Origin of the sequence: Serratia sp. CC22-02 (assembly GCF_900182895.1) — a bacterium.
Lineage (GTDB): Bacteria > Pseudomonadota > Gammaproteobacteria > Enterobacterales > Enterobacteriaceae > Serratia > Serratia nevei.
In genome coordinates, this window is record NZ_FXUD01000006.1 from 127369 (window position 1) to 142287 (window position 14919).

The 14919-nt window shown below is 54.1% G+C and carries 13 protein-coding genes and 1 pseudogene; 10 read left to right on the forward strand and 4 right to left on the reverse strand.

All coding sequences use genetic code 11. The features are described from left to right. Nucleotides 1-14: 14 nt before the first annotated feature. Together QOL81_RS19240 and QOL81_RS19245 are read left to right on the forward strand one after the other, a co-directional pair. The gene (locus QOL81_RS19240; RefSeq protein ID WP_208093653.1) at nt 15-2651 is read left to right on the forward strand and encodes a DEAD/DEAH box helicase; all 2637 of its coding nucleotides are present in this window, start codon (nt 15-17) and stop codon (nt 2649-2651) included. A 547-nt stretch (nt 2652-3198) separates the two neighbouring features. Continuing rightward, nucleotides 3199-3444, forward strand: a pseudogene (locus tag QOL81_RS19245) (virulence RhuM family protein); the annotation flags it as partial. A 35-nt stretch (nt 3445-3479) separates the two neighbouring features. Here QOL81_RS19245 and QOL81_RS19250 read toward each other — a convergent pair. Both QOL81_RS19250 and QOL81_RS19255 read right to left on the reverse strand, forming a co-directional pair. Continuing rightward, a complete protein-coding gene (locus tag QOL81_RS19250; RefSeq protein WP_283439989.1) occupies nt 3480-4217 on the reverse strand; it encodes a DUF6216 family protein in 738 nt (245 codons plus the stop codon). Between the two features lie 245 nt (nt 4218-4462). Further along, nucleotides 4463-5365 carry a LysR family transcriptional regulator gene (locus tag QOL81_RS19255; protein WP_060424403.1) on the reverse strand — a complete coding sequence of 301 codons (903 nt, stop codon included), beginning with the start codon at nt 5363-5365 and terminating at the stop codon, nt 4463-4465. 140 nt (nt 5366-5505) lie between these two features. Here QOL81_RS19255 and QOL81_RS19260 point away from each other — a divergent pair, with 140 nt between their 5' ends. From QOL81_RS19260 to QOL81_RS19295, 8 genes are all read left to right on the forward strand, one after another. Continuing rightward, entirely contained in the window at nt 5506-7041 is a 1536-nt protein-coding gene (locus QOL81_RS19260) for an MFS transporter (protein ID WP_060441235.1), read from the forward strand. 41 nt (nt 7042-7082) lie between these two features. Further along, entirely contained in the window at nt 7083-8126 is a 1044-nt protein-coding gene (locus tag QOL81_RS19265; RefSeq protein WP_060424277.1) for an HlyD family secretion protein, read from the forward strand. Further along, entirely contained in the window at nt 8123-9568 is a 1446-nt protein-coding gene (locus tag QOL81_RS19270) for an efflux transporter outer membrane subunit (protein WP_283439990.1), read from the forward strand. The genes QOL81_RS19265 and QOL81_RS19270 overlap by 4 nt, the downstream gene beginning before the upstream one ends. Further along, complete coding sequence (locus QOL81_RS19275) at nt 9549-10322, forward strand: siderophore-interacting protein (RefSeq protein WP_060424273.1); 774 nt, start codon at nt 9549-9551, stop codon at nt 10320-10322. The genes QOL81_RS19270 and QOL81_RS19275 overlap by 20 nt, the downstream gene beginning before the upstream one ends. A 21-nt stretch (nt 10323-10343) precedes the next feature. Continuing rightward, nucleotides 10344-10787 (forward strand): universal stress protein, encoded by a 444-nt coding sequence (locus tag QOL81_RS19280; protein WP_060424270.1) that lies wholly within the window; start codon nt 10344-10346, stop codon nt 10785-10787. A 71-nt stretch (nt 10788-10858) separates the two neighbouring features. Then, nucleotides 10859-11371 carry an Mpo1 family 2-hydroxy fatty acid dioxygenase gene (locus QOL81_RS19285; RefSeq protein ID WP_283439991.1) on the forward strand — a complete coding sequence of 171 codons (513 nt, stop codon included), beginning with the start codon at nt 10859-10861 and terminating at the stop codon, nt 11369-11371. A gap of 176 nt (nt 11372-11547) precedes the next feature. Continuing rightward, entirely contained in the window at nt 11548-12714 is a 1167-nt protein-coding gene (locus tag QOL81_RS19290) for an MFS transporter (protein ID WP_039568202.1), read from the forward strand. Between the two features lie 192 nt (nt 12715-12906). Continuing rightward, on the forward strand, nt 12907-13143 hold the full coding sequence (locus tag QOL81_RS19295) for a DUF4282 domain-containing protein (protein ID WP_019452598.1): 237 nt from the start codon (nt 12907-12909) through the stop codon (nt 13141-13143). A 52-nt stretch (nt 13144-13195) separates the two neighbouring features. Here the strand turns inward: QOL81_RS19295 and QOL81_RS19300 are convergent, their stop codons facing one another. Together QOL81_RS19300 and QOL81_RS19305 are read right to left on the reverse strand one after the other, a co-directional pair. Then, nucleotides 13196-13945, reverse strand: coding sequence for an NAD-dependent epimerase/dehydratase family protein (locus QOL81_RS19300; protein ID WP_159318815.1), 750 nt, complete (start codon nt 13943-13945; stop codon nt 13196-13198). 93 nt (nt 13946-14038) lie between these two features. Next, nucleotides 14039-14902: a LysR family transcriptional regulator gene (locus QOL81_RS19305; protein WP_033636600.1), complete on the reverse strand. Its 864-nt coding sequence runs from the start codon at nt 14900-14902 to the stop codon at nt 14039-14041. Nucleotides 14903-14919 lie beyond the last annotated feature (17 nt).

Genomic DNA, 14919 nt, shown 5'->3' on the forward strand with positions numbered 1-14919 from the left:
AGAGAGTTATTTTAATGAATTCTACGTACACTCAAGCAATACAACATAATGATTTTATAGTTGTTTTTGATGATTTACTAAATTCACTGTTCATTAAAAATAGAGGTGAAAAGTTTTCGTCTGAGAATTTAACTTCAGAAAAAATAAAGAAGGCTGTTTGGCTGGCTTCTATTGCGGCGTTGGGTGGCGAACATGAGAAGAATATAGCTAGTTCGTTCGGCGCCCTGTTGTATCTCTATGATGAAAACAATGAGATGTATCAAAGAACTTGTTATATATTACAATCTAGAGCAGGGAATATTGTTTCAACAAAACATCTCCCAAGCATAATTTCAGATGGGAAGTATAATAGTGATTTTGGTTCATTTATGAACTTTGAATTAGTAGGAAAGAGAATTAGCTTAGAAAAAAAATTTAAAGATGAAACAAAAATTTACTTTACTGACTTTCAGAAGAATCTTTGGCTTTCTTTGGTGGGTAAGGATAATCTAGCAATATCTGCACCCACATCATCTGGAAAGTCTTTCATTATTAAAAAATATATAATTGAACTAACTAGCACATATGATGAAGGCGAGTTTATATACATAGTCCCTTCAAAAGCTCTTATAAATCAAGTTAGTAATGAGTTATCGAAGGCATTGATGGGGATAGCTACAGTAATAACTACGTATAGAGATATTAGTGAGAACCATAAAAAAGTCATATATGTTTTAACACCTGAGCGTTGCTTAAAATTATTACAAGAGAAAACATCAAAGGAACCGACGGTTGTTTTCTTTGATGAAGTGCAAAATATTGAAGATAATAGTAGAGGAAGTGTATATGAAAATGTTATTTACAGGATGACTCAGATTTGGAAAAGTACGCAATTTGTAATGGCTGGCCCATATATAGAGAATTTGAAAGCATCACTTGGGAAAATAACTGATATAAAAATAGTTGAACAAAAAACATCAGCTACACCTGTGTTACAAATGAAGGTTGTACTTACAGTATCTCCAAGAACTAAAACAGTAGGTTATAAAATAATTAGCCCGTCAGGAAATATTATAGACAGCGAGTTTAATCTAGGTAAAGGATTGTACTCAAAACTAACTGGGCAACGAGGTATTGCTTTATCACATATCATTTCTATGTTTAATAGCGAAGATCAAAATATAATTTACTCCCCGAGAAAGAATTATGCGGAGAATTGGGCTATTAAAATCTCGGAAGGTGAATCTGTTGAAGAGATTAGTGATAATGATCGTATAAATGATCTTACAGAATTTTTGTCTAATGAAATACATCCGTCATACTCTTTAATTAGAACTCTAAAAAAAGGTGTTGCCTTTCATCATGGTGGACTTCTCGATGTTGCCAGAATGGAAGTAGAGGACTTATACAGTGAAGGGGTGATTAATAATATTGTATGTACCTCAACTTTATTGCAGGGTGTCAATCTACCAGCAGATAGAATAATTATCTTATCTCCGAAAGTAGGAAACTATGAACTAACTCAATTTGAGTTTTTGAATTTGATAGGGAGAGCTGGAAGAATTAACTCATCTTTATATGGGGAGATTTTCTGTATAGATGTCAAAGATGAGGAGTGGGGTAAGGATAAAATATTAAACAATGAAAAGAAAGAAATTAAATCCTCAGTGCTTCGTAAGATTGACGAAAATAAAGAAAGTGTCATAAGTTATATTGAGTTACCGAGAGCAAGTATCATTGCCCAAGGTGGTGATGAAAAAATTATTCCGCTCGTGTCGTACCTTCGCAGTCAATATCTAGTTGATGAGAAACATTTTTCTAAAATTGTCAGCAATACCATCTTGAGTGCTAATGAACTGGCATTACTAACAAGTAGGCTGAAGAAATGTAGAAGTTCACTGGTCATACCGATGGATCTACTATATAAAAATCAGTTTATCGATCCAATTGAGCAAAATGAGCTCTATAAAATGATACAGTCAGATGGAGTAAGTAAGTGGTTGATAAATAAATACCCCAATAGCAAGGAAGGTGTTTCAGATGAATATGCTGAATTTGAAGTTATGTCGTATTATCATCAATATAGAAGTATTATTCAGAGGTTAAATGATATTTTCGATATCGAGGGTGAAGTCAAGGGTAGGGGTGATGGAGTTTTTAGAAAGTTCTATGTCAGTTATAAAAAACTGGCCAATGACTCGCATAAATGGATGCAAGGTAAAAAATATAGTTTCTTTATCGAGGATACATTATCGAAAAAATTTAAACAAAAGAATAAGAATATCGATTATAAAACTATAGATTCAGTTACTAACTTTGTTACTACTCACATCAGTACAAACTTGAACTTTATACTAGTAAAGTATCTATCACTCTGGGCAAATGTCGTGTCTTCATTTTTGAGTGAGGATGAAAAAGAGCAGTACGCTTATGTTCTAAATTTATCCTCAATGCTTGAAATGGGTAGTTATAAACCCATAGTTCTTGAGATTATGTCTTATGGTATCAATCGCTCAACTGCAATTGAGATCGAGAAAAAATACAGAGGTGACATTGATGTTGAATTGTTTTTAAAAGAACTAGATTTGAATAAATTGCCTCCATTGCATCAGAAATATTTGTTAAGGGCTGGCTTTGGAAAAATGAAGAAGAGTGATAAGGTAACGAGTTGAAAAGAAATGACTCTTGTCTACGTATTTACAGGGTGATGGTATGTATACTCCATGGGGTTGGGGTAGTAATAAGAAATATGCTGTATGATAAAATGGAGAGTCATCATATAATGTCAATTGTCAAACAATAGTTTTGGCTTTCTCCCTGTTACATACTTTATAAATTTGTACGTACCGTACCGTACCGTACCGTACCGTACCGCACCGCCTTGCTACAGCTTATGATTTATCTTTTCTACGCTTAGTTACGGCCATCATAAAGTTCCTAACAAGGTAATTTGGTGGTGCTTTTGGGGGTTTATTGAAAGTGATATTTTAAAATATGTCTATTTTACATTATGTTACTTATCAAGTGCGACTCCTGTGATCTTCCGCCAAATTATTGTTTCCCACACTTTCTTGAATTCAAAAAAATCCTATCCAAGCGAATCACCTCGCAGACATTTTTTTGAGAAAATAACCGTTGTTCGAGTAATGAGCTTCGATGAGCTTCTCTGGCATACTAAGCGAATTACAGCGTTGTAAGTCAGATTAAAGCGGAGGCGACATGGCAGACAAACACTTAACCCAATCACCGGCAGGTGAGTTTGTTATGTTTGCCAGCGATGATGGCGAAGTGCGCGTTGAATGTCGTCTTGAGCAAGAAACGCTGTGGTTGCCCCAGGCGACCATCGCGAATCTTTATCAAGTGACTCCCCAGGCGATTACGCAACACATCAAAGCGATCTACGAAGAAGCGGAACTTGAACAAAACGCAACCTGTAAGTCTTACTTACAGGTTCAAGAGGAGGGGGGCGCCAGAAAAGTCGCAATATTTAATCTAAGCGATTATGTGATATAGTAATACGCTCTTTCTTGTTGTTTGATGATGTAGTTCCTTACTTTTCTCTTAAGGGAAAGAGTAAGAGAAATACTGATTATTAACCAGAAAAGAATGATTTCTATGATGGTCAGTATTGGGTATATAATTATCTTGTCTTTTTTTACTTCATCTATGTATTTATTTAGTTCAATCTGGTTTTTTTCATCATTAAATATTTCGCAAATCAATGATGACAACTCTGGAGAGATGTTTTTTATTCTTTTTAGTTGATTGCTATTTCCAATGCATTGTTTTTTGTCAATAGACCAAGGGTGACGGGAAAAAAAAGATGATTCCTTGGCGGAATGGTTGGTGATAAAGAAGCTTTCATTTGTTGTTTTTAACGTCAAAAGAGTCCACCCATTTTGAATGCGCAATGTTTGTATGTGCATGTGAAAAACAAATAAAAGCCCAATGGTCACTGAAAAAATAATAAAGCCAGACAGTATTTTATCAATGAACGTGTTCTGGGGTGTTTTTTTTAGAGGAATAGATATGGAGAACAATCTAATTGTCCAATTGGGGATGCCTGCTTTACTCAAGTATTCAGATTCGCCGTTTAATGGTTTGTTTAAATATTTAAGTGTTATCATTCCTGCCGCGAATATACTCCCTAATATTCCAAGGATGCTTGCAAATATTTCAATAGTTGACTTGAAACTTTCGTCAGTAAATAATTCAGTGATAGATAGTGCGTTACTCATATTTTTTCCTCATTGTGACTGTTACGTTTTGTTGATTTTTATTATTCTTATGATTTTTTCAAGTTGTTAACAGCTATCTAGTCTATGATAAGTACATGGTGTTATTGATATGAAATTCATTGAGTTGGTAAATGATTAGTGGTTACTATACGAAATGTCTTCCTAATTTAGCTAAGCGGCTATTTTAGTAACAGCATAATATATCTGAAGTGCGATTTGCTATAAGTCCCCAATACCTAACCCCTTCACTCCCTTTGCAAAAAGAACTGCTTGATGGTCTGCCGCAGCCAGCGGTGCGCCGGGTCGCGATCGAGGCGCGGATGCCAGGCCTGCACGATAAACACCGATTCCAGCTCGAGCGGCAGCTCGATCTCAGCCAACGGCAGGTGGATGTTGCTTACTCCCTGCAGCACGTGGCGCGGCAGCGGCAGGATAAAGTCTGATTTCATGGTTAGCATCATCGCCGAATGGAAGCCCGGCAGGGTCAGGGCGACGTTGCGCTGCAGGCCAAGATCGCGCAGCGCGTCGTCGATCGGCCCCTGCGTGCGCCCGCGGCGAGAAACGCTGATATGCGGGTAATGGGTCAGGGTTTCGGGCGTTACCTGGCCGATGATCGGGTGACCAGGGCGCACTAGCGCCTGAAAGGTGCTGGTGAACAGGCTCTGCGTCTTAATTTCCGGGTGCCAGTCGCGTGAGGAACCGATCACCAGATCCACCTTGCCGCTGCGCAGCGCGTCATCTTCGCCGTCGCTTTCGGCGATAAACTTCAGGCCGCTTAACGGCGCCATGTCCCGCAGCGTCTCCAGCAAGCCGCCCGCCAGCGCGCCGATAAAAATGTCGTTGGCGCGAATGGTGAAGGTTCGGGTCAGCTTGCCGGGCTCGAAGGATTCACTCGGCGCGATCAGCGCGGCGGCCTGCTCGATGATCTCGCCGAGCTGGCGTTTCAACTCCAGCGCGCGCGGCGTCGGCACCAGATGCTTGCCGGCCCTGACCATGATCGGATCGTCGAACTGCCGGCGGATGCGCCCCAGAATGCGGCTCATCGCCGGGGCGCTCAGATTCATCTTCTCGGCGGCGCCGCTCACGCTCCCTTCTTCCAGCAGCAGATTCAGCGCATAGATCAGGTTGAAATCAATTTTTTGCGGCATGGCCTCTCCGGTGGTGGTGCGCTCAATGGATTGCGTTTTGTGCAACTAGTTAATTACATCATTTCATTTTAAACAATCGAAATAAGCCCGGATACTGCCCACGACAACAAAGATTGAGGCTGAAACAGCAGGAGTGGGGAATGGTTGAGGTGTCTGTTACGCCGCACCACAAAAATCGATGGCTCGCCAGCGCCGGCGAAATCAATGGCCGCACCTGGCTGGGGCTGTTCGGCGTGTTTTTGGCGGTGATGGCCAGCGGCGTGGGGGAAAACGCCAGCAAGTTCGCGCTGGCGGATATACAGGGCGGCATGCTGCTGAGCTTCGATGCCGGCAGTTGGCTGACCACCTGTTACGTCACCGGCTTTGTGATCGGTTCCGGGTTCACGCCCTGTTTTTGGCCGACTTTTTCGCTGCGCCGGGTGGCGTTGACGATGTGCGGTATTTATCTGGCCGGCGGGCTGCTGACGCCCTGGCTGGGAGAACAGTATGGCACGCTGTTGGCGGTGCGCAGCCTGCAGGGCTTCGCCGGCGGCGCGTTGCCGCCGATGCTGATGACGGTGGTGCTGCGTTTTATGCCGCCGCTGATCAAGGTGCTGGGGCTGGGCGCCTACGGCTGGGTCTCCGCCTGGAGCGCCACGCTGGGTGCCACCGCCGCCGCCTTCGCCTTCCACTGGGGCTGGAGCGGGTATTTCTACTGGAACCTGCCGCTGATGGCGATCGCCGCCTTGTGCATCGGCTACGGTCTGCCACAGGATCCGCTGCGGCTGGAGCGCCTGCGGCAGTTCAACTGGCGCGGCCTGCTGCTCGGCGGCATGGCGCTCGGCATGCTGACGGTGGGCATTTCACAGGGGGAGCGGCTCGACTGGCTGAATTCGCCGCTGATCTACGTTTTATTATTGGGCGGCGGCGGATTATTGGCGTTATTTCTGATTAACGAATGGTACCACCCGCTGCCCTTTTTTAATTTACAGCTATTAAGCAAAAGGAATTTGTCCTTCTCCTTAATTACGCTGGGTGGCGTGCTGTTAATTATGGTGTCGCTGGTCAATATCACGTCGGGATATTTATCCGCGATTCAGGGCTATCGTCAGGAACAAACTTCCGACTTAATGCTGTGGGTGGCGTTGCCGCAATTAATTACGCTGCCGATTGTTGCCATGATATGCAATACGCCGCGGGTGGATTGCCGCTGGGTGCTGGCGATCAGCCTGCTGTTGATGGCCACCGCCTGCGTGCTGGCTGCCCAGCTGACGCCGGAATGGAACGGCGACACGTTTCGCGTTATCGCGCTGTTGCAGGCGGTCGCTCAACCGATGGCGATCATCCCGTTGCTGATGCAGGCGACCGGTGGGCTGTTGCCGACCGACGGGCCGTTTGCGGCGGCCTGGTTCAACGCGGTGAAGGGTTTCGCCGCCACCGCAGCCGGCGGCGCCATCGCGCTGCTCAGCCGACAGCGCGGGGACTATCACGCCGACACGATCGCCGACGGTTTTGGCTCGGCCTACAGCCGCGCATCGGGGTCGGCGGAGCAGTTGGCGCAGCTTGCCGCTCGGCAGGGCCACGTGCTGGCCAGCGCCGATCTTTATCTGTTGGTTGCCGGCCTGGCGTTATTACTGACCGCGCTGATTTTATTTATGCCGACCCGTATTTATCCGCCGCGTTCGGTCGCCGCCTGACATTTTATCATCAGAAATAAATATTAAGTGGAGTCACTTTTATGGCTAACAAGAAAGTCGCCGTCGCCGTATTGGCGGTTACCGTCATTACGCTGGGATTATTAATCAATAAATTCCTTATTAAAGAGACACAGCAGAATACCAACGACGCCTATATTCGCGCCGATATCTCGCGTATTTCTCCGCAGATTGCCGGTGAAATTGCGCAGGTGTTGGTCAGGGACAATCAGTGGGTCAAACAGGGGGAGTTGCTGGCGGTGATCGACCCGCGTGAATTCAACGTTGCCCTAGCGCAGGCGACGGCGCAGGAGCAATCGGCCCGCGCCCGGCAGGACGACGCCAGGGCTAACCTCACCCGCCAGAGCGCGCTGATCGCCGCCGCGCTGGCGGAGCGGCAGGCGGCGCAGGCGGAGCTGGCGTTTGCACGCCAGGAGCAGAACCGCTACCAGAGAATGGCCAGCAGCGGCGCGGGTTCGCAGCAGGCGGCGCAGCAGGCGACAACGCGGGTGCACACGCTTTCCGCCAATGTGGCGCAGGCGGAGGCGACGCTCAAAGCGGCGCGAAACATGGAGCAGGTGCTACAAGCCAAGCTGGCGGACAGCGATGCCGAGCTGATGTTGGCGCAGGCGAAGAAAGCGATGGCCGAACTGAACCTGTCTTATACCCGCATCACCGCGCCGATCGGCGGTGTGGTCGGCAAGAAAAGCCTGCGGGTCGGGGAGTTCGTCAAACCGGGCGATGCGCTGCTGGCCATCGTGCCGCAGGACAAGCTGTACATCATCGCCAACTACCAGGAAACCCAGCTGGAAAAAATTGCGCACGGGCAGTCGGTAGACATCCATATCGATACCTTTCCCGGCCAAACGCTGAAAGGGCAGGTGGACAGTATTGCGCCGGCTTCCGGCGTCAGCTTCGCGGCCGTGGCGCCGGAGAACGCCACCGGCAACTTCACCAAGATCGTTCAGCGCATCCCGGTGAAGATTGTGTTCGATATCAATAAAGAGCATGCCGCCTTGCTGAGCGCCCTGCGCGTCGGCATGTCCGCAGACGTCAGCATCAATACGCTGGACGGAGGCGTGCAATGAACAGGGCTGTGATCTCGCTGCTGTTGATTGCGCTGAGCGGCTGCCGGGCGGTAGGGCCGGACTACGCTCGGCCGCAAAACGCGCTGCCCGAGAGCTGGGGTCAGCAGGCCGGCGGCGGGGCGCTGCCGGTGGCCTGGTGGTCGATATTCAACGATGCGTCGCTGACGCAACTGGTGCAGCGCGCGGCGGCCGGCAACCTGGATCTGCAGCTCGCCACGGCGCGCATGCAGCAAAGCCGCGCACTGCTGGGCGTGACCGAGGCGGCGCTGATGCCGGATCTGAGCCTGGACGGCGCCTATCAGCGCCAGCGCGCCACCTCGGTGGGCAGTATGGATCCGTCCGGCAACGGCGGAGAGGCGGATTATAACCTCTGGCGCGGCGGATTCAGCGCCACCTGGGAGTTGGACATGTGGGGCAAGCTGCGTCGCGCATCGGAAAGCGCGCGCGCCGGCTTCGCCGCTTCGCAGGAGAATCGGCGCGCGCTGCTGACGTCGGTGACGGCGGAGGTGGCGAGCGACTATCTGCGTCTGCGTGCTACGCAGCAGCAGCTGGCGGTGGCGCAGGAAAACCGCGCCACGGCGCTGCGCACGCTGCAGCTGACGCAAAGCCGTTATCAAAGCGGTGCGGGCAACGAACTGGATATCGATCAGGCGCAGGTGCAGTTGGCGCAGGTAGATGCCCTGCTGCCGACGCTGTTCGATCGACAGGAACGCTTGAACAACGCCATCAGCCTGCTGTTGGGCGAGCGGCCGGGCGCGCTGAAAGCGATGTTGTCGCCGACGGGGCCGCTGCCGGCGCTGGTGCGCGCGGTGCCGATGGGTGTGCCGTCGGATCTGGCATTGCGCCGGCCGGATATTCGCGAAGCGGCGGAGCGTTTGCATCAGGCGACCGCCGAGATTGGCGTCGCCACCGCCGACTACTATCCGCGCATCACGCTGACCGGCAACGCGGGCTACCAGGCATTGGCGCTGGCGGATATGGGCAGCTGGTCCACGCATACCTTCGCCATCGGCCCCGCCCTGTATCTGCCGCTGTTCGACGGGGGGAAAATCACCCAGCGGGTGCGCCTGAGCGAATACCGGCAGCAGGAAATGGCCATCGCCTACCAGCAAACGGTGCTGCGCGCTTGGCATGAGATCGACGACGCGCTTTCCGGTTACCGCGCCCAGCAGCGCCGCCAGACGCATCTGGCCGAGGCGCTGGCCGCCAACCGACACGCGTTTGCGCTGGCGCGCGACAGCTATCTGAACGGCGCCAGCGATTTTATCCACGTTCTGAGCACGCAGCGCGCGCTGCTGGATCTGCAGTCCGCGCAAATTGTTTCACAGGAGGAGACGGCGATCGCCGTGGTGAATATCTATCGAGCGCTGGGCGGCGGCTGGGAACACACCTACCCGTCTGCGGCGCCACAGGAGAAGGCTGATGCACAACACGCTGAATAAGATTGTCGACGAGATGCTGGAAAGGGATACCCGCCGTAAACGCGAGGCCAGGGTGAGCGCCGTGCGGCAAGTCACCGCCCGGATCCGCCGCATCACGTTGAGCGGCGACGATGTGGATAAGTTTATCGCCGACCCGCGCGCGCAGGAGCCGGCCAGTTGGATCAAGGTGTTCTTCCCGTGGCGCGACACGCTGGCCGGGCGGGCCTACACCCTGAGCGGCATCGACAAACTCGCCCGCACCTTCGATATCGATATGGTGCTGCACGGCGAAGGCCCGGCGTCGAACTGGGCGCACGACGCGATGCCGGGCGACAAGCTGGGGTTCGCCGGCCCTTGCTCCGGCGGCTTCCGGCTGTTGCCGCAAACTCGCTGGCTACTGTTGCTGGGCGATGAGACCGCGCTGCCCGCCATGCGCACTATCCTCGCCTCGCTGTCTACCCCGCTGCCGGTGCTGTGGTTCGCCGAAGTGGGCGATGCGCAGGAGATTCAGGATGTTGATTGCTCCTTTTTGCAGATGAACAGCTGGCAAATACGCACCCGGCATTTCGACAGCGTGATGAACAGCCCGCTGGTGCAGGCCGTCAGCCACTGCGAACTGCCGGCCGGGGAGGGGCAGGTGTGGCTGGCCTGCGAACACCAGGTCGCCGCGTATCTGAAGGCGCGTTTTATCAACGAAATGGGCATCTCCCGCGCCGCCTTGTTTGCCAAAGGTTATTGGAAAAAGGGCGAAGCTAATTTCAAGGGCGCGATGTAACTCGGGCGAATGAGGATGGTTATGATTGAGAGAGTGTTATTGGCGGTGGACTGCTTTGAACACAGCGGCAACGCGCTGGATTTTATGGCGCGTCTGCAAGGCAGCATCGGCGGCGTGATCGTACTGACGGTGGTCGACAATGCCTTCACGCTCAGCCGCAGCGGCCTGCGCTTCGACAGCGACGAGCGCGAAGAATATCCTGCCGCCCAGCGCGAAGAGGCGCTGGCGGAAAAGCAGGTCGGGCAGGTGACGCGGGCGTTGCAACAGATGGGCTTCAACGCCCAGGGCCTGCTGGCTGCGGGGGCGCCCATCGAGGTGATCCCGGACCAGATGGCTTTGTTCAACTGCGATTTGCTGATCATCTCGCACCGCCACCTGTCTTCGTTGGGGCGCTGGCTGAACGCCTCCGTCACGCGCGGCCTGCTGGATGAGATTGGCCAACCGGTCTTGGTGATCCCGCGCTAAGCTATGGGTAAGGGCAGCCGCATGCGGCGGCGCGCGTTCGGCGACGAAGGCCGTACATACCGGAGGTCAACATGCGAAGTCTGGAAGATCAACTTGCCGCTTATGCCGCCTATCACCGCGATGCGCGCAATATTGCCACGCATTTTATCGGCATCCCGCTGATCGTCGTCAGCCTGCTGGCGCTGCTCTCCCGGCCGGCGTGGGACGCGGGATGGCTGCCGTTTTCGCCGGCCTGCGCGGTGGTGCTCGTCGCGGCCTTCTATTACCTGCGGCTAAATCTGCGCCTTGGCGCCATGATGCTGGCGTTGCTGCTGCTGTGCCTCGGGTTCGGCGCCTGGGTGGCGTCGCTGTCGACGGCGGCGTGGCTGAGCATCGGTATCGGCGGCTTCGTCATCGGCTGGCTGTTTCAGTTTGTCGGGCATTTCTGGGAGGGGAGAAAACCGGCGTTTATGGACGATGTGACGGGCCTTATCATCGGCCCGCTGTTCGTGCTGGCGGAAGCCTGCTTCCTGGCCGGCGGGCTGCGCGAACTGCAGCGGAACATCGAAATGCGCTCGGGCAAAGTGCGTAGCGGGAGGGCATGAGGTGGGCTTGATTCCTACGGTGACGGACGCTGATGTCCGCCCCCTCCCGCCGCACTTTTAACAAATTTGCAAAAGTCTTTTAGCCTCCCGCCTGCTTATCTTTGTTGTGATCAATGTCATACTTTCGGCATCTTAACTGTTCCCGCGCTTCGGCAGCGGTAAACCGGAGTTGTTGCATGAAAGTGAATTATCCCTTGTTAGCGCTGGCGGTGGGGGCGTTCGGCATCGGCACCACCGAATTCTCTCCCATGGGCTTGCTGCCGACTATTGCCAAAGGGGTGGACGTCTCCATTCCGATGGCCGGCATGTTGATCAGCGCCTACGCCGTCGGCGTGATGGTCGGCGCGCCGCTGATGACGCTGCTGCTGTCGCACCGGGCGCGCAGAAGCGCGCTGATTTTCCTGATGGCGATCTTTACCCTGGGCAACGTGCTGTCGGCCATCGCGCCGGATTACACCACCCTGATGCTGTCGCGCATCATCACCAGCCTGAACCACGGCGCCTTCTTTGGCCTCGGATCGGTGGTGGCCGCCAGCGTGGTGCCGAAAGAGAAACAGGCCAGCGCCGTGGCGACCATGTTTATGGGGCTGACCATCGCCAATATCGGCGGGGTGCCCGCCGCGACCTGGCTGGGTGAAACCATCGGCTGGCGCATGTCGTTCCTGGCGACGGCCGGGCTGGGCGTGATCGCCATGCTGGGGCTGTGGTTCTCGTTGCCGAAAGGCAGCGCCGGCGCGCGCCCTGACGTGAAACGCGAGCTGTCGGTGCTGGTGCGGCCGCAGGTGCTGACCGCGCTGCTGACGACCGTGCTGGGGGCGGGCGCGATGTTCACGCTCTATACCTACATTTCGCCGGTATTGCAGCACATCACCGAGGCGACGCCGCTGTTCGTGACGGTGATGCTGGTGCTGATCGGCGTCGGTTTCTCGATCGGCAACTACCTCGGCGGCAAGTTCGCCGACCGTTCCGAGAGCGCGACGCTGAAGGGCTTCCTGCTGCTGTTGGTGGCCATCATGCTGCTGATCCCGCTGCTGGCGCGCAGTGACATCGGCGCCGCGGTGAGCATGGTGATTTGGGGCGCGGCGACCTTTGCCGTGGTGCCGCCGCTGCAGATGCGCGTGATGCGCGTGGCCAGCGAAGCGCCGGGGCTGTCGTCTTCGGTCAACATCGGCGCTTTCAACCTGGGCAACGCGCTGGGCGCCGCCGCCGGTGGCGCGGTGGTCTCCGCCGGTCTGGGCTACAGCTTCGTGCCGGTGATGGGGGCGATTATCGCCGGGTTGGCGCTGCTGTTGGTGTTGTTCACCAGCCGCACCGCGGCAAAAGTCGTTTACGCCAACGGCTAAGTGACAGCGTGCGGCGGTTTTTTATCCGCCGCACGCCGTTAGCCGCATAAAACATAAACGCTTATCCTCTCCCGTCCCCATTTATCTGTTCGGCATCAACTCTTAGCCGCTATCATTAACCATGTATATACATGGTGGCCGCTTGCACGGCACCTCTGGGATAATGAAAGACCTGCCTAAGGAAAGATCCACATGAGAAATATCTTCTTCTTCGACGCGATGCTGACGCCAAAAATCATCACCGCCGTTTACTGGCTGGCGCTGTTGGGCGTGTTGATCAGCGGCATCGGCATGATGTTCTACGGCGAGTTCTTCCGCGGCCTGTTCGGCATCATCGTCGGCGGCGTGTTCGTGCGCGTGGCGTTCGAGATGATCATCATTGCGTTTAAAAATAACGAATATCTGCGCAAGATCGCCGAAAAACCGTAACTATGCCAAAACGCCGGGTATTGCCCGGCGTTGTTTTCCTCTCCGGTCTTGGCTATTCGAAGCCGAGCAGGCTGAACGCATCGTCCTGCGGGGCGTAACCCAACAGGCGACGGGTCTCTTCCAGCGATAAACGCGTGTAGCGGTTATTGGAAACCCCGTGCACCACCGCATATTGCACCCCTTCGACACGAATGCAGCGCTCCAGCAGATCGGCGGCGTCGCGATGGCTGAGAAACGCGCTCATGTCGCGAGCGCTGAGCCGATCGCCTGGGCTGAGGGTAGTGAAGTTGGCGATGCGCACCGACAGGGCGGAAAGCCCTTCCTGATGGGCGAAGTAGGCGGCGATGCCTTCGCCGAAGGCTTTACTGGCGCCGTACAGGTTCTTCGGTTTCGGCGCGTCGTCCGGGCGGATTTGATAGTCGAGCGGATAGCCTTCCACCGCCTGCGCGCTGCTGGCGAACACCACCCGGCGGCAGCCGGCGTCTTTCGCCGCGCGGAAGATATTGAAGGTGCCGAGAATGTTGTTGTCCATCAACGAGCCGCAGAAGTCGGCGTCGGGAGAGGGATCGGCCGCCAGGTGCAACACGGTGTCGATATTGGCGCAGGCCGCGCGGCAGGCGTCGAGATCGGCGATGTTGAAGCTGATGACTTCGTCGCCGGGTTGCAGATCGTTCAGCAGACTGATGTCGCGTTCCGCCAGGCGCAGCGCGTAGCGATCGCCCATTGCCTGACGAAACGCCGTGGCTACCCGGCCGCCGGCGCCGGTGATCAGAATCCGTCCTACATCAGTACGCAACACCATGATGACTGCCATCCCTACTCTCGATTAAGTGTTGACCAGTAATAATCCCCCGCGTGACTTTTGTCCAGTATTTATATTAGTCATTCTGATGCTTTATGCCGGTAATGGGCACGTTTTGCCGAGCGTTTCGACCAGGAAATTCATCACCGCGCGCACGGCAGCGGTGCGCGCCAAATCGGGATACGTCACCAGCCAAAGCTCGCGCGTTGGCGCGGCATTGGCCGTGGGCAACGGGACCAGATCCGGATCGCCATCGGCGACGAAAGTCGGCAAAACGGCGGCACCCAGCCCTGAACGCGCCGCTTGTTGCAGTGAAAACAGATCGCTGGCCTGAAAAACCACCGGACGCCCCTGCAACAGCTGTTGCAGCCATTGCTGATGCGGCTGCTGTTGGTAGTGATGGTCATAGGCGAGAAAGCGGCGCGCCGCGTCGGGCAGTGCGGCGTGCTCCGGTGCGGCATACAGCGCGTAGCGCATCATGCCGATGCGCTGCGTCAGCAGCTCTGGCTGCTGCGGGCGCACCATGCGCACGGCGATGTCGGCTTCGCCGCGATCCAGCTCGGCGAGCGCCGATTCACCCGACAGCGTGACGACGATCTGTGGAAAAGCCTGGTTAAATGCGGCAATGCGCGGCGCGAGAATATGCGCGGCGATCGACGGCGGCGCACTGATGCGCACCCCGGCCTGGGGTGTTGCGCCGGCGCTGCGCGCATGGCGGGCAATCGCCTGGCTTTGCGCCTCGATCTCCGCCGCCAGCCCGGCAATCGCCTGCCCGTCCTGGGTCAAGGGCGTGCTGCGCGGCAGTCGTACGATCAAACGCAGGCCGAGCGCCTGTTCCAGCGCCGCTACGCGTCGCCCGACGGTGGCGTGATCGCAACCCAGCTCCCGCGCTGCCGCCGACAACGAACCGGTGCGCGCCAGCGCCACGAAGTGTTTTAAATCCTGCCAGTCAAACATCGGTGAATTCCTGCACA